The sequence below is a fragment of the Geomonas azotofigens genome (genome assembly GCF_018919395.1).
GTDB classification, from domain to species: Bacteria; Desulfobacterota; Desulfuromonadia; order Geobacterales; family Geobacteraceae; genus Geomonas; species Geomonas azotofigens.
This window is the reverse complement of record NZ_JAHLME010000002.1, coordinates 696,170-719,821: the sequence shown is the minus strand read 5'-3', so window position 1 is coordinate 719,821 and position 23,652 is coordinate 696,170. Positions and strand designations below refer to the sequence as shown.

25 protein-coding genes and 1 tRNA gene are annotated in these 23,652 nt (G+C 52.7%); 22 read left to right on the top strand and 4 right to left on the bottom strand.

Annotated elements, in window-relative coordinates:
* Positions 1 to 81: 81 nt before the first annotated feature.
* The 5 genes from KOL99_RS08160 (at position 82) to KOL99_RS08140 (ending at position 5,186) form a co-directional block, all read left to right on the top strand.
* Positions 82 to 1,803, top strand: coding sequence for a proline--tRNA ligase (locus KOL99_RS08160; RefSeq protein WP_216509967.1), 1,722 nt, complete (start codon positions 82 to 84; stop codon positions 1,801 to 1,803).
* A 161-nt stretch (positions 1,804 to 1,964) separates the two neighbouring features.
* Positions 1,965 to 2,687 carry an orotidine-5'-phosphate decarboxylase gene (gene pyrF, locus KOL99_RS08155; protein WP_216509966.1) on the top strand — a complete coding sequence of 241 codons (723 nt, stop codon included), beginning with the start codon at positions 1,965 to 1,967 and terminating at the stop codon, positions 2,685 to 2,687.
* 177 nt (positions 2,688 to 2,864) lie between these two features.
* Positions 2,865 to 3,611, top strand: coding sequence for a 23S rRNA (guanosine(2251)-2'-O)-methyltransferase RlmB (rlmB, locus tag KOL99_RS08150; RefSeq protein WP_216509965.1), 747 nt, complete (start codon positions 2,865 to 2,867; stop codon positions 3,609 to 3,611).
* Positions 3,612 to 3,755: 144 nt separating this feature from the next.
* Positions 3,756 to 3,832, top strand: a tRNA-Met gene (locus KOL99_RS08145).
* 124 nt (positions 3,833 to 3,956) lie between these two features.
* Positions 3,957 to 5,186: a tyrosine-type recombinase/integrase gene (locus KOL99_RS08140; protein WP_216509964.1), complete on the top strand. Its 1,230-nt coding sequence runs from the start codon at positions 3,957 to 3,959 to the stop codon at positions 5,184 to 5,186.
* Positions 5,187 to 5,275: 89 nt separating this feature from the next.
* Here the strand turns inward: KOL99_RS08140 and KOL99_RS08135 are convergent, their stop codons facing one another.
* On the bottom strand, positions 5,276 to 5,500 hold the full coding sequence (locus tag KOL99_RS08135) for a hypothetical protein (RefSeq protein WP_216509963.1): 225 nt from the start codon (positions 5,498 to 5,500) through the stop codon (positions 5,276 to 5,278).
* A 1,234-nt stretch (positions 5,501 to 6,734) separates the two neighbouring features.
* On the opposite strand from KOL99_RS08135, the gene KOL99_RS08130 reads away from it, so the two are divergent.
* Both KOL99_RS08130 and KOL99_RS08125 read left to right on the top strand, forming a co-directional pair.
* On the top strand, positions 6,735 to 7,508 hold the full coding sequence (locus KOL99_RS08130; protein ID WP_216509962.1) for a metallophosphoesterase: 774 nt from the start codon (positions 6,735 to 6,737) through the stop codon (positions 7,506 to 7,508).
* A gap of 739 nt (positions 7,509 to 8,247) precedes the next feature.
* Complete coding sequence (locus tag KOL99_RS08125) at positions 8,248 to 9,075, top strand: integrase domain-containing protein (RefSeq protein ID WP_216509961.1); 828 nt, start codon at positions 8,248 to 8,250, stop codon at positions 9,073 to 9,075.
* 115 nt (positions 9,076 to 9,190) lie between these two features.
* On the opposite strand, the gene KOL99_RS08120 is transcribed toward KOL99_RS08125, so the two are convergent.
* Complete coding sequence (locus KOL99_RS08120; RefSeq protein WP_216509960.1) at positions 9,191 to 9,547, bottom strand: helix-turn-helix domain-containing protein; 357 nt, start codon at positions 9,545 to 9,547, stop codon at positions 9,191 to 9,193.
* Positions 9,548 to 9,704: 157 nt separating this feature from the next.
* On the opposite strand from KOL99_RS08120, the gene KOL99_RS08115 reads away from it, so the two are divergent.
* The 4 genes from KOL99_RS08115 to KOL99_RS08100 are packed head-to-tail and all read left to right on the top strand — an operon-like array spanning position 9,705 to position 11,433.
* On the top strand, positions 9,705 to 10,076 hold the full coding sequence (locus KOL99_RS08115) for a hypothetical protein (protein ID WP_216509959.1): 372 nt from the start codon (positions 9,705 to 9,707) through the stop codon (positions 10,074 to 10,076).
* Entirely contained in the window at positions 10,073 to 10,540 is a 468-nt protein-coding gene (locus tag KOL99_RS08110) for an HNH endonuclease signature motif containing protein (protein ID WP_216509958.1), read from the top strand. The genes KOL99_RS08115 and KOL99_RS08110 overlap by 4 nt, the downstream gene beginning before the upstream one ends.
* 18 nt (positions 10,541 to 10,558) lie before the next feature.
* Positions 10,559 to 11,053: a hypothetical protein gene (locus KOL99_RS08105; RefSeq protein WP_216509957.1), complete on the top strand. Its 495-nt coding sequence runs from the start codon at positions 10,559 to 10,561 to the stop codon at positions 11,051 to 11,053.
* Positions 11,050 to 11,433: a hypothetical protein gene (locus KOL99_RS08100; RefSeq protein WP_216509956.1), complete on the top strand. Its 384-nt coding sequence runs from the start codon at positions 11,050 to 11,052 to the stop codon at positions 11,431 to 11,433. Before KOL99_RS08105 ends, KOL99_RS08100 begins: the two co-directional genes overlap by 4 nt.
* 292 nt (positions 11,434 to 11,725) lie before the next feature.
* Here KOL99_RS08100 and KOL99_RS08095 read toward each other — a convergent pair whose 3' ends face one another.
* Positions 11,726 to 12,100, bottom strand: a complete 375-nt coding sequence (locus KOL99_RS08095; protein WP_216500823.1) for a response regulator — start codon at positions 12,098 to 12,100, stop codon at positions 11,726 to 11,728.
* 919 nt (positions 12,101 to 13,019) lie between these two features.
* Between KOL99_RS08095 and KOL99_RS08090 the strand changes: the two genes are divergently transcribed.
* The 6 genes from KOL99_RS08090 to KOL99_RS08065 all read left to right on the top strand — a co-directional run bounded on the left by KOL99_RS08090 (position 13,020) and on the right by KOL99_RS08065 (position 17,406).
* Entirely contained in the window at positions 13,020 to 14,315 is a 1,296-nt protein-coding gene (locus tag KOL99_RS08090) for an OmpA family protein (protein ID WP_216509955.1), read from the top strand.
* Positions 14,316 to 14,429: 114 nt separating this feature from the next.
* Positions 14,430 to 15,122 carry an aquaporin Z gene (gene aqpZ, locus KOL99_RS08085; RefSeq protein ID WP_216509954.1) on the top strand — a complete coding sequence of 231 codons (693 nt, stop codon included), beginning with the start codon at positions 14,430 to 14,432 and terminating at the stop codon, positions 15,120 to 15,122.
* 182 nt (positions 15,123 to 15,304) lie between these two features.
* Entirely contained in the window at positions 15,305 to 15,709 is a 405-nt protein-coding gene (mscL, locus tag KOL99_RS08080) for a large-conductance mechanosensitive channel protein MscL (protein WP_216509953.1), read from the top strand.
* A gap of 88 nt (positions 15,710 to 15,797) precedes the next feature.
* Positions 15,798 to 16,484 carry an OmpA family protein gene (locus KOL99_RS08075; RefSeq protein ID WP_216509952.1) on the top strand — a complete coding sequence of 229 codons (687 nt, stop codon included), beginning with the start codon at positions 15,798 to 15,800 and terminating at the stop codon, positions 16,482 to 16,484.
* 51 nt (positions 16,485 to 16,535) lie between these two features.
* The gene (locus KOL99_RS08070) at positions 16,536 to 16,790 is read left to right on the top strand and encodes a hypothetical protein (protein ID WP_216509951.1); all 255 of its coding nucleotides are present in this window, start codon (positions 16,536 to 16,538) and stop codon (positions 16,788 to 16,790) included.
* Positions 16,791 to 16,998: 208 nt separating this feature from the next.
* Positions 16,999 to 17,406 (top strand): hypothetical protein, encoded by a 408-nt coding sequence (locus KOL99_RS08065; protein ID WP_216500817.1) that lies wholly within the window; start codon positions 16,999 to 17,001, stop codon positions 17,404 to 17,406.
* 364 nt (positions 17,407 to 17,770) lie between these two features.
* On the opposite strand, the gene KOL99_RS08060 is transcribed toward KOL99_RS08065, so the two are convergent.
* Positions 17,771 to 18,601 (bottom strand): mechanosensitive ion channel family protein, encoded by an 831-nt coding sequence (locus KOL99_RS08060; RefSeq protein ID WP_216509950.1) that lies wholly within the window; start codon positions 18,599 to 18,601, stop codon positions 17,771 to 17,773.
* Between the two features lie 225 nt (positions 18,602 to 18,826).
* Here KOL99_RS08060 and KOL99_RS08055 point away from each other — a divergent pair, with 225 nt between their 5' ends.
* From KOL99_RS08055 to KOL99_RS08035, 5 genes are all read left to right on the top strand, one after another.
* Entirely contained in the window at positions 18,827 to 19,105 is a 279-nt protein-coding gene (locus KOL99_RS08055) for a hypothetical protein (protein WP_216500815.1), read from the top strand.
* Between the two features lie 64 nt (positions 19,106 to 19,169).
* Positions 19,170 to 19,787, top strand: coding sequence for a ComEA family DNA-binding protein (locus tag KOL99_RS08050; protein WP_216509949.1), 618 nt, complete (start codon positions 19,170 to 19,172; stop codon positions 19,785 to 19,787).
* 44 nt (positions 19,788 to 19,831) lie between these two features.
* Positions 19,832 to 20,242, top strand: coding sequence for a YidB family protein (locus tag KOL99_RS08045; protein ID WP_216509948.1), 411 nt, complete (start codon positions 19,832 to 19,834; stop codon positions 20,240 to 20,242).
* Between the two features lie 534 nt (positions 20,243 to 20,776).
* The gene (locus KOL99_RS08040) at positions 20,777 to 21,157 is read left to right on the top strand and encodes a hypothetical protein (protein ID WP_216509947.1); all 381 of its coding nucleotides are present in this window, start codon (positions 20,777 to 20,779) and stop codon (positions 21,155 to 21,157) included.
* A complete protein-coding gene (locus KOL99_RS08035) occupies positions 21,154 to 23,649 on the top strand; it encodes an Hsp70 family protein (protein ID WP_216509946.1) in 2,496 nt (831 codons plus the stop codon). Before KOL99_RS08040 ends, KOL99_RS08035 begins: the two co-directional genes overlap by 4 nt.
* Positions 23,650 to 23,652 lie beyond the last annotated feature (3 nt).

Here is a 23,652-nt window from a genome sequence, read left to right as displayed (position 1 = left end):
TTTCTCAGAAGTTCTCAGATTTTCTCCGTGGCCAAAGGTCTTGTTTTCTTTTGCTTTTAAATTCACTTAGAGGTCGAACGAATGCGTTATTCCCAGTATTTCATCCCCACCGTCAAGGAAACCCCCTCTGACGCGGAGGTCATCTCCCACAAGCTGATGCTGCGCGCAGGCATGATCAGGAAGCTTGCCGCCGGCATCTACAACTATCTGCCGCTGGGTCTGCGCTCCATCCGCAAGGTCGAGCAGATCGTACGCGAGGAGATGAACCGGGCCGGGGCCATCGAGCTCCTCATGCCCGCCGTGCAGCCGGCCGAACTCTGGAAGGAATCGGGGCGCTGGGAATTCTACGGCAAGGAACTGCTGCGCTTCAAGGACAGGAAGGACGCCGAGTTCTGCATGGGCCCGACCCACGAGGAAGTCATCACCGACCTGATCCGCAAGGAGATCCGCAGCTACCGCCAGATGCCGATCAACCTGTACCAGATCCAGGGCAAATTTCGCGACGAGATCCGCCCGCGCTTCGGCCTGATGCGCGGCCGCGAGTTCATCATGAAGGACGCCTACTCCTTCGACGTGAACGAGGCGGGAGCGGATGTCTCCTACGAGAAGATGTACAAGGCATACCGCCGCATCTTCGAGCGCTGCGGCCTGAAGTTCCGCGCCGTAGAGGCCGATACCGGCTCCATCGGCGGCAACTACTCCCACGAGTTCATGGTGCTGGCCGACTCCGGCGAGGATGCCATCGTCTCCTGCTCCTGCTGCGAGTACGCGGCCAACATGGAGAAGGCAGAGACCAAAAGGACCGACGCGGTGGAGCACGCCGACCCGCGTCCGATGGAGCACGTTGCCACCCCGGGCCAGAAGAGCATCGAAGAGGTCTCCGCGTTCCTCGGCGTCAACGCGACCCAGGTCGTGAAGACCCTGGTGCTGGTTGCCGACGGCGAGCCGGTCGTGGCGCTCGTGCGCGGCGACTACGACCTGAACGAGATCAAGCTGAAGAATCATCTGGGCGCCGCCGAAATCGAGATGGCCGAAGACGATGTGGTCCTCAAGGTCACCGGCGCGCCGACCGGCTACGCGGGCCCCGTCGGTCTTCTCGGCAAGGTAAAGGTCGTCGCCGACCTCTCGCTGCAGGGGATGCACAACTTCGTCACCGGCGCCAACGCCGCCGACACCCACCTCAAGAACGTCAACATCGGCCGCGACTTCCAAGTGGAAGGGTTCGTCGACATCAGGAACGTGGTCATCGGCGACGCCTGCCCGCGCTGCGACAGCGGCAAGCTCGAGATCTGGCGCGGCATCGAAGTCGGTCACGTCTTCAAACTGGGGACCAAGTACTCCAAGGCGCTGAACGCGAGCTTCCTGGACGCCAACGGCAAAGAACAGATCATCTTCATGGGGTGCTACGGTATCGGCATTGGCCGTACCGTCGCCGCCTGCATCGAGCAGAACCACGACGAGAACGGCATCATCTTCCCGATCCCGATCGCGCCGTTCCACTGCATCGTCTCCGCTTTGTCCGCCAAGGACGACGAAGTGAAGGCCGCCTCCGAGCAGATCTACAACGAGCTGATGGAAGCGGGTGTGGAAGTGCTGCTCGACGACCGTGACGAGCGTCCCGGCTTCAAGTTCAAGGACGCCGACCTGATCGGCATCCCGCTGCGGATCGTGGTTGGCGCCAAGACCCTGGCCGAAGGCAAAGTCGAGCTGAAGGAGAGAAGGGGCGGCGAGGTTGAAATCCTCCCCATTGCCGAAGCCGTAGCCAAGGTGAAGGCCGCCGTCAAAGAGGCACTGCAGGCATAAACCAAAAAACACCATTGGCCACGGAGAAAATCTGAGAAAATCGGAGAGAACGAAACAACAGCATTGGGTGTAACCCGTTTGACGTTTTTCTCTTTTTGGTTATCTCGGAAGTTCTCAGATTTTCTCCGTGGCTAACGGTTTTGACTTTAAGGATTTCGATTATGACCAGAGAAGAAGCAATCAAGAAGATCATCTTTGCCATGGACGTGAAGGAGTTCAGCGACGTCCAGTACTGGGCGGAGCTCCTTTCCCAGCACGTCGGCATGTTCAAGGTCGGCAAGCAGCTCTACACCGCCTGCGGCCCCGCCGCGGTCCGCATGATCCAGAAGTGCGGCGGCGAGGTATTCCTCGACCTGAAGTACCACGACATCCCCAACACCGTTGCCATGGCCGCCCTCGAGGCCGCCAATCTCGGCGTTCAGCTCTGCGACCTGCACGCCATGGGCGGCTACGAGATGATGAACAAGACCATGGAAATGCTCGACAAGAACTTCAGCGGATGCACCCCGCGTCCCAAGGTCCTCGCCATCACGGTGCTTACCTCCTCCAACGAGGAGACCCTGCGCGGCATCGGCATCGACCTCCCGGTCCCGGAAATGGTAGTGAAACTGGCGAAACTGGCCAAGAGTGCCGGCGTTGACGGCGTGGTCGCCTCCCCGCAGGAAGTCGGCCTGATCAGGGAAGCCTGCGGCAGCGATTTCCTGGTTGTCACCCCCGGCGTCCGTCCGAGCTTTGCCTCCGCCGACGATCAAAAGCGCATCATGACCCCGGCCGAAGCCGTCAAGGCAGGTTCCGACTACCTCGTCATCGGCCGTCCCATCGCCGTTGCGGAAAGCCCGGTCGAAGCCGCCCAGAAGATCGTAGACGAAATCATCGCCGGCTAGCCCCAGATCCACTCCTCCTCCCGAAGAGGGGAGGTTGGCAGGGTGGCAGCCGTCCACCTGTAGGGGCGAATAATCATTCGCCCCCCTTACGCATTGCGCTGATACATTGCAACATCGAGGGAGCTTCCCGTGAGCAGAAAACTCACGTCCGGAAGCTCCACCTTTTTGAGGACACATATGTCAAAAGAAGAAATCATCTATGGCCTGAACCCGGTAATGGAAGCTCTCAGGGGCTCGCGGAAGATATTCGAACTCTTCGTAGCCGGAACCAGTGCCGACAAGCGCCTGGAGAAGCTGCTGAAACTTGCCGCGGAGAAGAAGATCCCGGTGCGCCAGCGCGAGAAGGGCGACCTGAGCCGCCTGTGCGGCACCGAGCACCACCAGGGTGTTGCCTTAAAAGTCGAACCCTTCCCCTACGCCGATCTCGATGACGTGCTTCAAGGGCTGGAAGGCGACCCGAGCGGTCTCATCCTGGTTCTCGACAGCGTACAGGACCCGCACAACCTGGGCGCCCTGATCCGCAGTGCCGCCTGTGCCGGCGCCCACGCCGTCGTTATCCCCAGGGACCGTGCCGCGGGCGTCACCGCCGTAGTCGAGAAATCGTCCGCCGGAGCCACCGAGACGATTGCCGTGGCGCAGGTCACCAACATCTCGCAGGCGTTGGAAACTTTGAAGAAAGCAGGTTTCTGGATCTATGGCGCCGACGGCTCAGCCAGGAGCACCCTTTACCAGCAGGACTTCACCGGCCGCGTTGCCCTGGTCATAGGTGGGGAAGGGGAGGGGATCCGCCCCCTGGTCAGAAAAGGATGTGACGAAGTGGTCAGCATCCCGCTGCAAGGAGGCGTCAACTCCCTGAATGCCTCCGTTGCCGGCGGGATTTTCCTCTTCGAGGTAGTGCGTCAGAGGCTTTGCGGCAAGAAGTAAACAAGGATGAAGGATGCAAGGGATCTACCACTCAAAGGGATTTTGCAGTTATCCCTTTTATCCCCTTTATCCCTGTTAGCTTTCCTCAAATGTTTACATTGACTTGTCGGAAGCCGTGTAGTATAAAGTTTGAGTTGTTCATGACGCGGGGTGGAGCAGTCTGGTAGCTCGTCGGGCTCATAACCCGAAGGTCACAGGTTCAAATCCTGTCCCCGCAACCAAAAGAAAATCAGGGACTTGCACATCGTTGCAAGTCCCTTTTTTCATGCCTGTACCCTTTTTTGTACCCCGTCCGCGGGAAAGGGGTTTCTGGCCTGCACAATAGGACTTGCGGAGGATTTTTTTATGGCAAGTCTGAAGAAGCGGGGCAGGGCCTACTACGCCCAGTATTACGACAACGGCAAACAGAAGAGGGTGAACCTGCACACGGAGTCCCTCCAGGTCGCGAAGGAGAAACTGCGCCAGATCGAGTCGGCTCAGTTCCGCGAAGAGGAGATTCCCCTTACCACCAAAACCCCCATCGGCGACATCCTCGAGAAGTACATCAAGTACAAAAGCGGGCACAGCAGGGACAAGAACATCCCTAAGATAAACACCTACCTGCGCGGTGCCTTCGGTCCGGTATGCGAAGCGTTGCAGGTTCGCAACCAGGCCATCGCGCAAAAGGCCGTGAAGCGTCCGAGTGCCGGCTCTGCCTCTATCATCTCCATCTCCCACATCGAGCATCTCAGCGCCGAAGTCCTGTCCACATTTCTTTCCGAGCTCATCAAGGACAAGCGCGTCTCTCCGAGAACGGCCAACCACTATCGTCAGACCATAGTCACTTTGTGCAACTGGGCTCAGCGGGAAGGTGGGGTGCGCTTTCCTGGCGGGAAAAACCCGGTAGCTGACGTCAAGTGCTACAAGGTACCCAAAAGCATGATCACCTTTCTCAAGCTTAAGGATATCCGCACTCAGCTTGACGTGCTCGCAAACGATACCCAACTTCAGACGATGGTTGCCGTTTTCATCTACGCTGGTCTTCGCCGGGAAGAGGCCCTGTGGCTGACTCCTGATGACTTTGAGTGGAGCATGGGCAACCACGGAGTCATCATGGTGCGAGGGAAGACGATCGATGGCAAAACGTGGATGCCCAAAACCGGCGAGGACCGCCCGGTGCCCATAAGTAAAGCCCTCAGGGAGCATCTGGACTCCTACCTCGAGGTAAGGAAGCCGGGGATCTGGTTCTTTTGTGCTCCCAAGGGTGGGCAGTGGGATCCTGACAACTTTTCTGAACTCCTGCGGGAGAGTAACTCGAAGCATGGTCTGTCCTGGTCCTGTTTGGATTATCGCCACACCTTTGGCAGTCAGTTGGCGATGAAGGGTGAAAGTTTGTATAAGGTGTCGACGCTAATGGGTAATTCCCCGGAAATGTGCAGAAAGCATTACGCGGCCCTCATGCCGGAATCACTTATGGAAAGCGTCGAATTTCCGGTAGAGCAGGGCCTGGCTGTGCTCGATTCTGCAAAGGGCGATGATGGCGCGGAGCCGGCAACGCGAAGAGCTACTTTGAAACTGGTGGTCAATAACAGGTAGTACAACAACAAGCAAATAGGCATGGTGGCAGGCAGGTCGAGTATGTCTCGTCTGCCACCTTGCTACATGCTGGTGCATTTGCCATGGATTCAGACTCGAACCGTTCTCGAGGCCTCATACTCCATGATCTCTTTGAGAAGGAAGCGCACCATGCCGTTTTTCCCGGTTCCGAGGCAGACTCTGGAAAGGTTTTCGCGTCTTGCGATCCTGTCCACGCTGGTTCGGGCACAGTGCCAGCGATGTGCAAGTTCTTCAGGAGTTATAAATATTGGTTCCCCCGGCCGGACCTTGTGGGTGTCGGTATTGTTTTTCATGACTGTTCTCCATTGATGTGCTGCTCGAGCTTTCAGCTGCGCATCGTTTATTTAGTAGCTACTGTTATTGTGCAGGCCAGCAATGATTTAATTTTTTTGTTATTGTAAAAACACCAAAAATGGTATCAAAAAAAATCATCCTCATTTTTACTATATAAAATGTGACAGATGTCTCAGTGTAAAGTATGTACCAAATTTGGTATACTCGCGCCTAAAAAAATATTTAGTAGCAAAAAAGTGTTGCAATTAGGATTGTGGTTGAGCTATGGTTTTACTGCGTGGTTAACGCAGGCGCAGTTTGCGCTGCCATGAAAGGATGATGGCAACATGAAACTAGTCTTTTGTACCGAGTGCAGCGATATATTTAGTCTCTCGCTCAACGTGCGTTCTTGTCGGTGTGGTCGCGTTAAAGGCCGCTACCTCGACGAAAGGAATGCAGAGGTCAACGGACGAGGATTCTCTATAGCCATCGATAATGTCTCGCTTTTCAAAGCGATTGGCAGAATGGGTTGTCTACATGAACAAACCACCGAAGGGTATGAGCAAGCTTGCCAGGTAGACTGCTGGGTTAGGCCGCATGATGGCGAAGGCAACCCCCATACCGTCGTCAATAAGGGGCTTTGAGCCGAGAGACACGGCTAACGGTGGTATTTAGGGGGAGAGGGGCGGGGCAGTTCTCTAAGGAGGTAGTGCGATGAAGCTTATCTATTGCATTAGGTGTGGCGACGTTGTGGCATTACGTAGGCAAGAACGCTCTTGTTTCTGCGGCGAAAGTAAAGGGTCGTACGGCCCAGATGGTCTCCACGCAACTATATCCGGAGCAGCGATCCCTTTGGGGTTTACCAATCAGTCGTTCAGGCATGCTCTGATGAATCAGCCTGAAACCGGGCTTGGAAAAGAATTCACAGCCTTCGTTATTCAGAGGGTCTGTGACACTGTCGAGATTGTATAGTCCGGGCATGGGGAATATGCCGGGATTCTTCGGCCCTTCTTGGAAGGGCTAAATGTAGTAGAGGTTTGAGAAATTTAAGCTGTTCTTTTGATAGATTTTTATTTCCGATACGGATTTTCAGCTCCCGGCAACAATTCCCCAGCCGGAGCCAGGTGAAAGATGCACTCCGCCAAAGCATCTTTTGGGGAACACGTGGCGATGATTTTGTTTCTTTGAGGGCGCGTTCGCGATAGCTGCTTGTTATGCGCCGTGGACCAGCACTTTTTAAATGACGAGCCAATCATGATCTATGTTACCGGCGACTTGCACGGCGGCGAAACCTCTTGGCATGTGTCGTCTGCCAATTTTAAACCTGCGAAAAAAGGCGATATCGTGCTGTGCTGTGGCGATTTCGGTGGAGTCTGGTACCACGATTACCACCTGAACCAGAACCACAGGCGCCAGGAGGATTATTTTCTTGAGTCACGGCTTCGGCAGCGAGTTACCTGGCTGGCCGTGGATGGGAATCATGAAAACTTCGCAAGGCTGTTTGGCGGAGAGTTTCCTCTGGTGGATCTGTACGGTGGACGCGCCTACCAAATCCGTAAGAACGTATTCTATCTCAAACGCGGAGAGGTCTTTCAAATCGAAGGTGAGACATTCCTTGCCTTCGGTGGAGCAATCAGCCAAGACCGGTTCGGCGCCAAGATACCTTCACTTGGCTGGGAGGGTGGGTATGACTACCTGCCGCCCCGAAAAGAGGGGGTGAATTGGTGGCCGGAAGAATTGCCTACGCAAGATGATTATGACAATGCCTGCCGCAACCTGGACAGGGCAGGCTGGGTTGTCGATCATGTGATAACCCACACATGTCCGGCCAGTCTGCGCCCGGGCTTTCTTAAATCGGGACGTATTCCTGACCCCACAGAGGATATGTTGCAAAAGATATACGAGCAACTGACCTTTGGAAGTTGGCATTTCGGCCACCTGCACATTGACAAACAGGTGGGAAAATTCACTTGCCACTATAATAAGGTAAAGCGACTGGTGAAAAACCAAGCGGCAGAAATACCGTGATCCCCGTGAAGGGACAGTCGCTGCTGGGATCGCAGTGGTCCTCATAATTCCTACAAGAAGGCCCTCTGGCAGAAAGAGTACCGGAGGGCTACCTCCCTCAAGAATCTGCTTTCGCATACATTAAGTAGATGATGCCACGCCGGATTCAACCGCACTCTTCATGATCTCCACTTTGGCATCAAAATGCTTTCTTGATGCTCTCCACTGATGCAAGCGATAGCTTGCCGGACCGCAGGTTCTTCTGCGGTTCGTCTATCCTGCCACCACAACCTGCGTTGACGCGCAATAGAGGGACCTGCCGTCTCTTTACTCATAAGCGAAGCGTTGAGAAAGAGACGGCAGGCAATTCCTTAATGCTGCCGACACGTTAGCGCCGAATCTCGAAGAGATTCGGCGCTTCGAAATTCTCAATTTCGATTCCCCCGCCACCTTGCACTCCTACAATTCCGCGCAACGCGCGTTTCCATATGACTCATCCCCAGCCTGTCCCGATCGCGATCGGGGCGGCAAATGTCACGCAGGAATGCCCCTGATGGGGATCCTCGCCTTACGAGACGAGGCTAAAACCTGTGGCGATGCGGACCACTATGGCCCGCATTCGGTGGTTTTCTAAACTGAAGACCACAGACACCTACACTCAACAGCATCTGCTGGGGCTAGGCGGTGTGCTGCGGCATGCGCTCCTGATTGCCAAATCAGGAACGCATGCCGCAGCACATCACTTACGGGAGGTCAATTTATGGGAACGCACACAGAGAAACTGCAACAGGAAGCACGGAACGTGATAGGGAAAAATTGGAATGGCGCGTCATTGACCCGGGAAAAACTTCTCGGAAATCTTAATCGTATCGCAGAATTTGCCGCCCAAAAGGGCTACCAGCATATGGACCAGGTTGGTGGCAAGTTCGTGAACGACCTATTTGAAAAGCTCAAGTCTGAAGGCTTGTCTCCATCAACTATCAGCGGGTACGCTACGGCAATGAGAACGCTCGCCGGTGCTATCGGGAAGGCTAATATCGTCCCCCGAGACAACGGAGCATTGGGAGGTTCCAGAGCCGGTACTCGCCTTCAGCCGAAAGATCCGAACGTTGAAAAGATGCTGGAGGTACGCCAGGCTCTGTATGAAAAGGCGGAGTGGCTGGGAATCGCAAGTGACCTTCGTGCTTCCTTTGGCACCCGGGTGAAGGAAAGTCTTCTCACCAAAATCACCTTTACCGATACTCGTGGCAGGACTTTGCTCAAGATTGAAGGTACAAAGGGTGGTCGGCCTCGAAGCCTTACAGTCGATACACCTGAAAAAGGCGCTGCCTTGGCAACTCTTAAGCAACATTTGGCCGAAACAGGAGCAAAATCCTTGATCCCCGCCAGCATGACCCTCAAGCAGGCCTATGACTTTCAGCGTAATGCCCTGCATCGCGCGGGTGCCACGAAAGAGAATGGTGCGAATGCGCACCTTGCCAGGCATGGGTACGCTCAGGCTTTGAAAGCGGCTGGCGTTGACCGCGAGGCCATTGCCAGGGATCTCGGGCACGGCAGAATCGATGTCATTTCCCACTACTGCCGCTAGGCAATCTATCCAGCAACGGAGCCATCACAAAGTGAACGGGGCTCGTCTGTCACTGCAACGCAGTGGCGGGCGAGCCCCGTTTTTTATTGTGCATGAAGGGACGGCGGAAGGGGAGCTATTCAGATGTGGTGCCGGCACGCAGCAGGCGAATCATATCCATGATGCGGTTTTGGTCATGTGCGGAAAGGGCGCTGAACTCTGCGATAAGTTCTTGAATCTTTTCCTGTTGAACCAGGTCTTCGATTTCGGACCTCGATTTGCGCCCCACAAGATAGTCGACTGAGCAATCAAGCGCCTTGGCAAGGCGCATGAGCGCCTCCCTATTTGGGGTTCGGGTGCCGGAAAAGTACATGCTGAGGACAGATGGGGAGAGTTCCGCGGCCCTGGCAAGGGCTGCCTGGCTGAATCCTTTAGATACCATGTGATCGCGCAAGCGGTCGATAAACATCTGCTGGTCGATGATCTTTTCCATGCCCCATTTTTAGCATAGCGGTGGATGAGTATCAAGAAGATGTTCGCGCACGTGAACTTTTTGTTGAGTTCGCGCGCGCGACGTGATATAATGGCATTTGTGAACAGTTGACGGGGGTTGATCTTCTGTGAACGAACTTAACGCATGGGAGGGAACCATGAACATGAGAGGGAAAAAGGATGTTCGGCAATGGGTAGGGCAGAACGTTGGGATGACCTTGGACCAGCTTGATCCGGAGGTCGCCGATGTCCTGCACAATCTGGCAACAGAACAGACGCGTGATTTTCTCGAAGTCGCAGAGCAGGGCTTGCGGCTGAGCAGGAAAAAGGCAAATCTTCCCCCGCCGAATTCCCGGCGGGAGGTGGTTGCTTTTTTCATGGAGTTCCGGGTCAAAATCCAGATGGTGCACGATCGCGTCCAGGGAGTGCCCGATGTGCCGCTGTTCGACTTTGGTGGGTATCGGTTTTTGAACAGCAGGGCGTTCGTGGAAGCAAAGATGCTTTACGGAGCGATGGGGGGACTGGCATGACGGACCTGGCTGTGGCTGGAAACAAGCATCACTCTGGCAAGGGTAAACAGGTTGTGGCGCCTGTGCGTGTCGCCGAACTCGCCATAGACAGCAGCGATCCGGCTTGGTTTCAAAAAGCACGGGCGATCGTAACTTCGAGTGGGTACATAGAGCGGCTTCTTCCGGTTGGAAAATCCGTGATCCGGCGAATGGAGCACATCATAGTGTGGGAAATGGTCAACGGGAAAAAAGTCCCGAAGGGATGGTTTGTCCACCACGTAAACGAGCGGAAAGATGACAACGATCCTTCGAACCTTGTAGCCCTGCCTCCAAGGCTGCACAGGGAACTCCACGTGAGGCTCCGTGCGCTTGCAGGGGAGTGTAATGGGCTTCTTTACGCAGTGCGGAGGCTCGAGTTGACCCAGGAGTATGTGGCGCGTGCAACACGGCTTGAAGATCTCAGGAAATACTGGTCCGGAGTATGAAAAAAAAGGAGGTAAACCATGAATGACAGGCAAAAGCAGATTGTTCCGGTTGATATCAGGAGAATCAGGCAGACCTTGGATCTCACCATGAAGCAAATGGGTGAACAGATCGCCATTTACTCCCAGGGGGTCCCTTATTCCCCTGTTCCTGAGACTCGGGTGAGCGAGTGGGAGTTCCGGCACCGCCACATCCCTAGCTATGTCTTCACCGCCTCGGCGAAGCTGCTGTTGGATCATTGGTCGGAGGACCGGCATATGGCGTTACCAGCAAGGCAACTGGATGTAGATGTTTTCTACGGTTCGGCCCTGAATCCAGCCTTTGGTCACATGTTCAAGCTGGAAAAGGAAATGCTAAAGGGCAGCAGTCGAAACCACAAAGTACTTAGCTGGCTTCGAGAAGCGCGCGTTATGCAGCAGCGCTACCTGGAGAGGCTGCTGGCAGTTCGGATGTTTTATGTTTTTGCTCACGACATGGGAGTCGATGTTACGGCTGATAAGGAGAAAGGAATATGACAAAAAAAACGGAGAGCGAAATGCTCATCATCGGCGGATTCTGGAAAACCCCTTCTGTGGCAGAGCAGCCTGAGGTCGTCATAGAGCGCTGGCGGATTCTCGAGGTGCTTGAAGGGCCCTGTGCAGGAGAACGCCACATCGTTGGCTACAACCGGTATGATTTTGAGGGCCGGGTGAGCACCGCCATCGTTTCCTATGATCCCGAGACGAGGAAATGTGTGACGAGATCTGGGAGGGTGTACGTACTCACGGGCAGGTCGGGGTATGACGCTGACGGCGACTACGTGTGGGGAGCTTGGTGCAGGGTAAATGGTGTTGCTGCTCAGGTGGATGTCTCGGGAATGTATCAAGATTTGACTCCTGATGATAGGCAGTTATAGCTTGGTGGACTCCCGTCGACGGTTGTTGTGGATCGGCTTCGAATTTTAACCCAGTATCGGCGTCCAAGGGTGACCCACCCCCTGTGAAATATTGAGGCTTTACAGATTGAGGGGGTGGGTCTCAAGATGCCGATGGTGGGTTAAAGTTGGGTGCCGATCGACACGCCTGAGCAGGAAAAAGGCAAATCTTCCCCCGCCGAGCACCCGGCAGGAGGAAGGTGAGTTAAAATTGGAATCCGATTTACAACCATGAAGCTGATTGAGCACCTGAGGTGAAAAAATGAAATTTGGTCTAGTCGCCAAGGATGGAGTGAACCGCTTGAAGAAAGTCTAGAGGAGAGAATGGCTTTAGGAGGATACTAACGCCTTCCGGAAGTGGCCGCTCTGGAATATATCCGCTCATATAAAGTACGCGAACTGATGCATTTCTCTTGCTCATTTCTTTAAAGCTAGAGATACCATCCATTCTAGGCATGACGATGTCAGTTACAACCAAATTGATACACTGCTGGTTTAGCTCGAACTTATCTAGCGCATCCTGTCCATCAACCGCCTGTATGACGTTGTAACCATAATTAGTAAGGAGGGTATAGAGCAAGGACCTCATTTGGGCCTCGTCATCAACAAGAAGTATCGTTTTAGGTCCGGCAGATTCGTCCTGTTTCATAAGAGCCTCGTTGTTGAGTTAAACGCTCAAAATTTGTGTTGTATGTATATCAGCAGCCGGTGCATAAAGCTGTAGACAATTGCCCCCATCATCTTCTTGCTTCAAAGCATTCACTTGCCTTCTGCTTTGTTGCATTGAGCAGGCGATCCACCGCTGGTACTATCACATTGTCTTCAATCTAATTATTGTATTGTAACGTGACAATTGCAACACCTTTCAACTGTGCCTGTGGAAAAATCCCAATAATCTGTGGATAAATGTTTTGGTTGTGTCGCAAAAATAGGTACTTTTGCAACTTGCACGTTTTCTGCGCATCTTTCTAACTTACTGTAATTACGTCTAAAATTTATCTCTTGTGACTTGAATTCGCTTTCTGGTTACGCTATATATCTGGAGCAAACATATGGAGGTGGAGTTGCTCGAATCACATGGTGAAAAGTAGACATCTAAGGTCAGTATTTCACGTCGTCAGTATTAAACATTAAAAACATTGGAGGAAGCACTATGACCATCGACACATTGTTTGGACCAGTAGAAGTAGGCCAAGCGCCATCAAGCTCAAGTACATGTTCGTAAGCGACATCATCACCGACTACCTCAAGCCCAACCCTTGCTATAGCTTAGCATCCAAAGTCTTCGCCCCCTTCAGCTTGTGGGTCGGCTTCGAATTTTAACACAGTATTGGCGTTCCGGGTTGCCCACACTCTGTGAAATATTTTTCCGTTACTAGATTGCGGGTAGGTCTCATAATTGTCGATGGTGGGTTGAAATTGGATTCCGATAGACAAAATGGGCCACACATAGTTGTGCATTAATGGAAGTTGCTTTTGGGGCGGAGGTTTGTTATGGTCTTTAGGTGATGTTCGACGCCGCATGGCGTTTGAGCTTGTAGGTCTCTAATTTGTTCAAAGGAGGGTGTATGAAAAAGATTGTTTCATCGATGTTTGCCTGCGCTGCAGTGCTGACTGTGGCGACTGCCGCAATCGCTGGAGAGCGAGAGGGGGCGTTCTCTATTTCTCCGTTTGCCGGTGGTTACACCTTTGATGGTGAGCAGCACCTGAAAACCGCCCCTGTCTTCGGGCTGCGTCTGGGGTACGACCTGACAAAGAACTGGGGGGTCGAAGCCGTCGCTGATTACCTTGCGACCGAAGGAACGCGCAATGACAGGAGTGTCAACGCACTGTCCTATCGCTTGGACATCCTCTACAACTTCCTCCCTGAAGGGCCGCTGGTACCGTACCTTGCCGTGGGCGGCGGGGGAATTACCTATGGGCACGGCCGTGAAGGGCTTAAAATCAGCGACAGAACCACCGATGCGACTATCAATGCCGGCGGTGGGGTCAAGTACTTTGTGACCGACTCGGTAGCTCTGCGCGCTGATGCTCGTCAGCTGTTCTTACTGGAGAGCCCTGACAGTCCCAAGTACAACTGGGAATACACAGCGGGTCTGACCTTCTTGTTTGGGGGCAAGACCGCTTCTGCACCAGTGGCGGCTCCGGCCCCTGTGCCCGAACCGGTTGTTGAGCCTGCTCCTGTGCAAAAGCCAGTTCCGGCTCCGGTAGTTGCTCCTGTCCCAGTGCCGGTGCCTCCGGCTCCTTCTGTCAATATGACGGTTGCCCCGAACTCGATCACCAAAGGTGAAACAGCGACCTTGACGTGGAGTTCGAACAATGCTACCAACTGCGAAATTCAGCCTGAAATTGGCTCTGTTCAGCCTCAGGGCACTATGACGATTGCCCCCACTGACAATGCTGCGTACACCCTGACTTGCAATGGCGCTGGCGGCACTGCTAAGAGCGCAGCAAGAGTTGCGGTAATCGCACCCGCTCCAGTAGTGGTAGCTCCTGCTCCCGCTCCTAAACTGTGCAGCCCTGCAGTCATAAACGTCCAGTTCGATACTAACAAGGCCGATCTCAAGCCCCAGTATCGCAATGAATTGAAAACTCTGGCTGACTTTTTGAACGAGTTTCCCAAAGCCACGGGGGTGATTGAGGGACACACTGACAATGTTGGCCCCAAAGCACTTAACATGAAACTCTCTCAGCGACGCGCAGATACGATACGTAATTATCTTGTCAAAGAATTCGGGATCGTTCCTGAGCGAATCAAAGCTGTTGGATATGGTCCTACAAAGCCCATCGCCAGCAACAAGACCAAAGCAGGGAAAGCACAGAATCGTCGTATTGAATCCAACTTCACCTGCAACAACAATTAGTAATCATTGCTACCGACGCTAACAAGCAAACACCCTTTTGGAGTTTTTTCTAGGAGGGTGTTTTGCTATGATTTCTCATGTTTCATCGCACTCTTACCTGGAAGGAGAATCACAATGTCAAAGAGACTCTGCGCTGAGTTCATCGGTACATTCTGGTTGGTTCTTGGTGGCTGTGGTAGTGCGGTACTCGCGGCTGCTTTGCCGAATGTTGGGATTGGGTTACATGGCGTCGCTCTGGCTTTCGGTTTGACGGTCCTCACGATGGCATTCGCTATTGGACATATTTCGGGCTGCCATCTGAACCCGGCGGTTTCCATCGGTCTCTTTGCAGGCGGACGTTTCCCTGCTAAAGACCTTGTGCCGTACATCATTGTTCAGGTGCTCGGGGGGATCGCTGGTGCGGCAGTACTTTTCCTGATTGCGAGCGGAAAAATGGGGTTTGATGTTGCTGCGGGCTTCGCTTCAAATGGCTATGGGGAGCATTCCCCCGGCGGGTATTCGATGTTCGCTGGACTCATCACAGAGATTGTCATGACCATGATGTTCCTGTTTATCATCATGGGAGCAACTGACAAACGTGCACCACAGGGATTTGCGCCGATTGCCATCGGCTTGGGGCTTACCTTGATCCACCTCATCAGCATTCCAATCACCAACACATCGGTAAACCCAGCACGCAGCACGGGGGTTGCTATATTCGTCGGAGGATGGGCCATTTCGCAACTGTGGCTCTTTTGGATTGCCCCAATTGTCGGGGCGGTAGCTGGTGGTGCGATTTACCGCTTTCTCGGATCCAGCAATGAGTAGATGCAGCTTGCCAGAAATCAAAACGAAAACAGGGATACTGTTCCCGTGGGGTCGACAAATCCTATGCTGCCCCCTTCATCTCCTTGACAGGAGCTATGACAACTACGACGTCGTACACCAATCCCCATCTGGCCGCTCTGGCGGGTGGGGCCTAACTCGTAATCCTCACGGAGGACATCAACATGAGCATTGTCAAAGAATTTAAGGAGTTTGCTGTAAAAGGTAACGTTGTCGATATGGCGGTGGGTATCATCATTGGTGCAGCATTTGCCAAAATAGTGTCGTCCTTTGTCGGTGACGTTATTATGCCACCAATCGGAGTCATGCTGGGGGGAGTTGATTTTTCCCAACTGGCCATCATTGTGAAGGAGGGGGTTGACAAAAAGCCTCCTGTGCTGATCAGTTATGGCAAGTTTATACAAACCCTCATAGACTTTACCATAATCGCGTTTGCAATTTTCGCGGCAGTCAAGGCGATAAATACAATGAAGAAAAAAGAAGCAGCGGCACCAGAGGTGCCACCTGCACCAACACGAGAAGAGATTCTGCTTGCTGAAATCAGGGATTTACTAAAGGGTAACCGTTAATTGAATGTAAATGTGCAATTATGTTCTGATACTAGCGATAACAAGCCTCTTGCATCTGCATACTAATGTAACCCGAAGGAGAAAGAGCATGAAAACAAAGGCGTTAGGCAGAATCATCATTGGGTGCGCCCTCGTTGCAATTTTGGCTAGTGGTTGCGCGACAAACCCTGACGGTAGCACCGAGTGGCAGAAGACCGCTATCGGATCGCTCGGTGGCGCTGCACTTGGTGCGGGTGTGGGGGCACTGGTTGGTGGGAAGTCACATCGAGGACGGAATGCAGCAATCGGTGGCCTTACCGGCGCGGTCGTCGGAGGCGGTATCGGCAACTACATGGACCGGCAGGCGGCTGCACTGAAAAAGAGTATGCCTGAAGCCGAGGTAGTAAGGGACGGGGACAAGGTGTTTGTAGCGCTGCCGTCGGGGATATTGTTTGATACAGGCAAGGCTGACCTCAAACCGGCAGCTAAAGACTCGCTGGCCAAGGCTGCGGCTACCTTGGCGAAGTCAGAAACCACCATAATTATCCAGGGGCATACTGATTCTAGCGGGACCGACGCCATCAACCAGCCTTTGAGTCAAAGGCGGGCAGATCAGGTTCGTGACTTTTTAGTCTCAAACGGAGTGCCCAGTGCTCGAATGACTGCGATAGGGTATGGCTCAAGCCGCCCCGCAGTACCCAACGACACTGATGCGAATCGCGCATTAAACCGCCGTGTGCAACTAGAGATTACTCCTAACGAGAAGGCTCGGGCTGAGAACAGTGGTAACAATTAAGACTCTTACGCGAGTGCAACATTTTAACGATAGTCACAAGGAGAACCTACGTTGAAAAAAATGATTGGTGGCATTGTCCTGGTTGGAGCAACCGCAAGTTTTGCTATTGCTGGTGTCAATGTTGGCGTCAGTACTCCTGGGGTACAAGTACAGGTGGGCTCTCCTCAACCTCAACCTGTAAGAGTTGTTGAGCGAGACCGCGTGATTGTAAAAGAAAAAGTGGTTACTGAGCACTCAGATAATGGCAAACATAAAGGTCACAAAAAGCATAAAAAACATAAGAAACATGATCGCCATGAAGATTAATTAGGTGCGGCTATTGTTTTTGATGTCAAAAAAAGTTTCAGTAGATGAAGAATGACATTTTGCAGAAGGTAGTGTACTCGGTACTACATGTATCCTAGGTTGGCTGAGTAAAGTCAGAATGAGTATTAGCGGTTTAGCAAATTGCGAGTATTATGATATTTGGCTACAGCGTTAAATACGTTCGCAAAATCATCTGGAGGTGTTACCCATGAAGAAAGTCCTGTCTGCAATAGTTGCCACCCTGGTAGCCGTGTCCTTTACTGCTGTAGCGTTCGCTGCTGAAGCTACCAATCCGTCTTATGTACCTGCTGCTGTAAACAAGGCTGCTGGCGATGTGCAGAAAGGTGCAGATGCAGCTACCGCAAAAGCTAACGATGCGAAAGTAGCTAAAGGGAAGGCAAAAGCTGATGCAAAAGCCAAGGCTGATGAGGTAAAATCTGCAAAAGCAAAGGCAAAAGCTGATGCAGTTGCAAAGGCTAAAGAAGCCAAAGAAGCGAAAACCAAAGAGGCAAAAGACGCAAAAGCCAAGGCCAAAGCTGATGCAAAAGGAGTAAAGGAAAAAGCTAAGGCTGATGCGAACGCTGTAAAAGATGCGACAGTGCCGGTGGTTAAATAATTAAACGAGTGGGGCTACTCTACAAAAATTAACCGCGTGAATTCTCGATAAGGCCGCTTTTGCGGCCTTATCTATTTTCAGTTTCGTCACCTCGTACATGTATCAAGCCTTTGATGGATGCTCCTTCACGAGCTGGATACAAGGTTTCTCTTGAAAATGAAGGGTTGTTTCAGAGGGCCATCCCCGTGCTGGTTAATCTGCTGCCCCTCCCCCAAGGTGGAAGAGCATACCTTTCTGCCCCCCCTTGCCTCTAAATGTGAGGTCACTGTGTTATAGATCCACTCCCAAAGCGGTCCACCTCCAGCCATTACTATTCAGCACTTATCGTAAGTATCCTTTGTGTCGAGGTTGGTCTCCTGCTTGTTTATGTCGTTGGGCTGTTTATTGAATTCACTAGCACCATCTGTGCTGGCATTGGAGCAGGGAACCCGGCTGCAGAAAGGCTCTCACGGATAGTACGGTTGCCGTCGAAATAAACCTGCCAGTAATTGTCGTTGTGGCAGAATGGTCGAACTGCCAACACGGGTCCAATCAAGGTGAACTCCAAAATTTCGACCTCCACCGGCGGTTGCGATAACACGTTGGGAACTGTTGCTAGTTTGTTCCGTAGTAGCTGCATGGCTGCAACGTGATCGGTACTGCCGGCCAGTTGGCATTTCAATTCAACCCTCCTAAACGGATTTGCGGTGTAGTTCTGGATGTTGTCGCTGAAAACTTTGCCATTGCCAACCATAGTCAAGACATTGTCTGGGGTGTTGATGGCGGTAACGAAAAGTCCGATCTCTTTAACTGTGCCAGTCACCCCGCCAGCAGTTACGAAATCACCGACTTTGAATGGATGCAACACTACGAGAAAGATCCCTGCTGCAAGGTTCGAGAGTAGCCCACCCCAAGCAGCGCCGATCGCGATACCTATACCAGCCACCAACGCCGCAAAGGTGGTGGTCTGGATTCCGCAGTAACCAAGTATGGCGACAACTAAGATGATGTTCAGCGTGACGGCCACGAAATTGCCGATGTAGCGCATTAGGGTAGCATCGACTTTTTGCTTCTCCAAAACTCCCTGAAGCATGCGCCCCACTAGTCCAATCAACCAGCGGCCAACCAACCAGAAAATAATTACGGCGATGACCTTGGTCCCGAATTCGGTGGCATAAGTGACTGCAAGCTGCCGGTATTGACTCATGTTATCCATACGTACCTCCGCTAAGGTGATTGCCAGCGTTTGGTCCACAGGCTGCCAGGCTACTGAGGCCTTTGCCGCTAAACATAAACTCCTTAACTGCGAATTAACTAGGAAAGTGTACGGCGGAGCGAGTAATTTGCAACCCCATCAATGGGATGGTAAGAGCTTGACTTACACCTGTTGGCTGGTAATTTTTAAAGTTGTTTTTAACTTATTACCCTAAGGAGGATGGACATGAGACTGATCGCCGCGTTGATAGGAGTAGCTCTGCTTACCGCTGTAACGGTGTTCGCTGGCACGACCAAGACCTACCAAGTAACCGGTCCGGTGCTAGAGGTGAAAGATGACATGATCGTGGTCCAGAAGGGTAAAGAAAAGTGGGAAATCGCCCGGGACAAGGATGCCAAGGTGACCGGCAATCTGCAGGTTGGAAGCAAGGTCACTGTCATGTACACCATGAAAGCCACCACAATCGATGTCAAGGCTGCTGCCAAGGCGGGAAAAAAGAAGTGACTCGTCACGGGCAAGATTTGACTTCAGGCAGGTTCATCTGGCTTAAGCATGAAGGAGGTGTGACATGAGGCGTTTTCTGCTGAATGGGGTGTTGTTCGCAGCTGCTGTGCTGCTCGCCATTGGGGTTTCCCTGGTGGGCGCCAGTGCCGACGACGCCATCAAGACCGTGGATAAGGCAAAGGCCGTGGATAAGGCAAAAACGGCGGCAAAGACAAAGACCTCTACGAAACCCGCGGTTTTAGGAGCCAAGGTTGATATCAACAGTGCTTCGCAGGCGGAGTTAGAGAAACTGCCTGGTGTCGGCGCAGTAACGGCTAAAAAAATCATCGATGGCAGGCCGTATACCTCGGCAGCCGATCTCTCCAAAGCTGGACTGTCCTCCAAGGTCATTGAAAAGATACAGCCCTTTGTGGCAGTTGGCACGACTCCTGTGGCGGCACCGGTTGTGGTACCGAAAGTCTCGGTCCCCAAGGCATCCGTACCTGCTAACCCGGCAGCGGCAAAAGCTGTAAAACAGGTTCAGCCTCCAGCAGGCAGCGGCATGGTCTGGGTGAATCCGGATTCGAAAATATATCACAAATCCGGTAGCACATGGTACGGCAAAACTAAACAGGGGACCTACATGACGGAGTCAGAGGCAATTAAAGCGGGTTACCGGGAGTCCAAGCAGGGGGGGAAGTAGCTGCAGTGAATTAATCACATGTAGCCGCGAACAAGGAGGTTGCCATGGGAATATTTGACGACGTCGTAGGCAAGGTTCTTGGCAAGTCAAGCGAATCCGGTGGAGAGAGCTCGGGGCTCCTCAAGGGGGTTATGGATATTCTCACAGATAAAGAAGGGGGCGGATTAAGCGGGCTGGTCCAATCGTTCCAGCAGAAGGGACTCGGAGACACCATTTCTTCATGGATCGGAACAGGGCAGAATACGCCAATTTCTCCCGAACAAATTGAAGAAGGGTTAGGGAGCGAAAGAATCCAGAATTTAGCAGCCAAGGCAGGGATGTCAACTGAAGAAGTGACAGCCATGCTTTCAGAGCAGTTGCCAGATATTGTAGATAAAATTACGCCTGATGGCGTCGTTCCCGAAGGAGGATTTCTGGATAAGGGACTGGAGTTTTTAAAGAGCAAGTTATCATAACGAGCCGACTGCCCTTGTCTTGGGTGTAAGTCAAGGGATAGAAGGGAGGCGACGTGTGGATCGTCTCCCTTTGCTTTCGTGTGTTGAGGCACATAAGTTTCAGAAGGAGTCGGTGCCATCGCTGTTTCTTGAATTTTGTCGGAGTGGTATTGGTAAAAATTTATTAGTTACCGGCTATGGATGGGTTGACATCTGGAGCCCTTAAGGTGTACAAAAAGGGGCAAAATGGTGCAAAGGGAGTGAGGCTGTGGCTGTATGTGAATCTATTTATATTAACTGTATGTAAAAAGGTCGCTTGTTTGCAGGCGGCCTTTTTGTATTCTGGTTCGTGTGACCCTCATTAACGTGGGCCGCGTGGCCTCTTCTGTCTAAAACTCTTTGGCTTATGAGGACGGTCTTCGTCAGGCGGTCCGTCTACACAGCCGTCTGGATGGCTACGATACCGCCGACTGCAGTGGATTTACTTGACCCAATCGATTAAGCCAGGTTTGACGAACCTCACGTGCGGTATGTTTTCAGAAAATGGAGATAAAAATGACGGACTCTGAACAAATTACCACGAACATCGAGTCTATGCGGGATGTCATACTCAGTATGGCCATTGAGTCTTGGCGCTTTGGCCGGGTGTTTGACCGTCTGCTGCTGAAACTTGATGCCGGGGAGCAGAGCCGGTACAAAAGCCAGTTCCGCTGGTTCATCAAAAAGGTCGAGGAGGCCCTTGAACAAGCGGATCTACGAATCGTAAATGTCGAGGGACATCCCTTCGATCCCGGCATTGCTGCTACCCCGCTGAACATCGAAGAGTTCGATGGGAACGATGCCTTGATGGTCGACCAGATGCTCGAGCCGATCATTATGGGAAAAGAAGGTTTGGTTAAGACAGGAACCGTGACTTTGAGGAAGGTGGAACTATGAAAAATTTCGTCGGCATTGACCTAGGTACAACAAACAGTGCGATCTGTTCCTATGACGGTTCCGAAACTCGCATTTGGAAGAGCCCCGAGCAGAATGATGTGACCCCATCGGCGATATATATCGACCGTCGCGGCAACAAATATGTGGGAAAGCGAGCATATGATTCGGCTCCGCACAGCCCGGATAATTCAGCAATGCTGTTCAAACGGCTCATGGGGACGAGCACGCCCGTGCGGCTTACAGCGGTAAACCTGACCAAGACCCCTGAGGAATGTTCAGCAGAGGTGTTGAAGTTTCTGTTCGGCTATATGCCTGAAGAAATCAGGAATGATCCTGATACCGGAACCGTCATTACCGTTCCTGCGGCGTTTAACCAGATGCAGAAGAACGCTACCATGCAGGCCGCAAGTATGGCAGGTCTCGGTAAGGTTGCGCTTATGCAGGAACCGGTCGCCGCTGTCATGAGCGTCATGCGTGCCCGTAACACCGACGGCATGTTCCTGATCTATGACCTAGGTGGCGGCACTTTGGATGTCGCCATTGCTGAAAGCATTAGTGGGCGGGTCAACCTCCTCGCACACGGCGGTATCGCCATGTGTGGTGGCCGGGATTTCGACCGCGTTCTCGTCGATAACGTTGTCCGCCCATGGCTGCTGGAAAACTTCGATCTACCACAAGACTTCTCCGTGAATCCGAACTTCAAGTCGCTTATTCGGTTGGCTACCTGGGCCACCGAACGCGCCAAGATTGAGCTCTCCGCCCGTGAGGATTCTGTCATAAGTCTTTCGGAAACCGAGGCCCGAATAAGGGATCTGAACGGTAATGAAATCTACCTCGATATCCCCCTGCAGCGTGATGCTTACGACAAACTCATCGCTGAACTTGTCGCTGAATCAATCGAGTCTGCCCGAGAGACGCTCAACAAGGCTGGCCTTTCTCCGCATGACTTGGAACGGATTGTGTTCGTCGGCGGACCGACCAATTACAAGCCCCTGCGCGACAAAGTTGCCTTTGAACTGGGAATTCCGGGAAATACCGATGTAAATCCCATGACGGCCGTAGCCGAAGGGGCGAGCCTTTTTGCGGAGTCTATCGACTGGAGTTCCCAGAACCGGTCCCGCAAAAACACCCGTGGTCAGATTTCCTCCGGAGGCAGGCTGGCGTTGTCTTTTAACTACATCGCCCGCACTCCGGATGTTAAAGCCAAAATTGCCGTTCAATTGGCAGGCCAGGCTGCGGCTGGCTCCGAGTTCCAAGTCGATAGTGTCGACACTGGTTGGACGTCAGGTAGATTGCCGCTCAAGCATGGCGCAGCCATCGACGTCACCCTGACAAAAAACGGCGTTAATACTTTCAAGGTCTTTGTTTTTGATTCCGTAGGTGGCTCCATTGGCCTGGAACAGGACAAAATCGTTATTACGCGAACCGCCGCCACAGTCGATGCCATCCCGGCCTCACACTCCGTTGGCATTGAGGTCTTGGAGAAGCTCGGGGGGCGCCCTCTGCTCGACTATCTGGTTCGCTCAGGTGACTCGCTGCCCAAGAAGGGGAAAAAGGTGTTCAAGGCGGCTGAGTCGCTCAAATCCGGAGCCTCAGGATCACTCAACCTGAAACTCTGGGAGGGGGAGATCGAAGACCCCATTACCGATAACCGCCCCATCGGTGTCTTGAAAATTTCCGGCTCCGATATCGAAGACGGTGTGATTCCCGCCGGTGCCGATCTGGAATGCGAATTCGAGATCTTGGACTCTGGCAACATCATCATCGAAGTGTCCGTGCCCTGTATAGGCGGCACCTTTCATTCTGGAAAGAACTTCTACTCTCGCCAAGAGGGGCAACTCGACTACACTGCAGCAGCCGTTATGGTTGTCGAGGAAGGCGAAAGAACCCTGAACCGCATTGACGAAATCAACGAGGTGGTGGACAACCCCAAGCTGGAACAAGCACGACAGAAACTTGAATTCGCCGTTGCGCTCGATCCAAATGAAGCAGAAACAGAGAAGTCACAAGAGGCCATGGAGAAGGTGCTCGAAGCACGGAGACTTCTGGCCCAAGTGCGAAAGGAGCACCTCAAAGAGATTCGCCAGATTGACCTCGACGGTGTGGTGTCCTTCTTTGACGAACATATCCGGCAGAATGCGCGTCCCTCCGAAGCATCTGCCTTCGACAACTTAGCGAAAACGGCTCAACGATCAATTGACAGAAACGATAAGGATTTTGAGCACCAGCTTGATGAACTGAAAGGTAAAAATTTCGAAATCCTTTGGCGTCAGGATTGGTTCGTGGTCGAGCGCTTCAAATGGATGGTCAGCTCACCTCACCTGTTTGCCGATAAGCACCGTTTCGAGGAACTCGCCCACATTGGCACGCAACTCATGCGTTCCGATGACATCGAAAAACTTCGCGCCGTTGTTGCCCAACTTTCGATGATTAAAATCGGCGGTGGACCCGACAACGAGATGTTCGACGTAGCCAACATTATCAGGGGATGATTT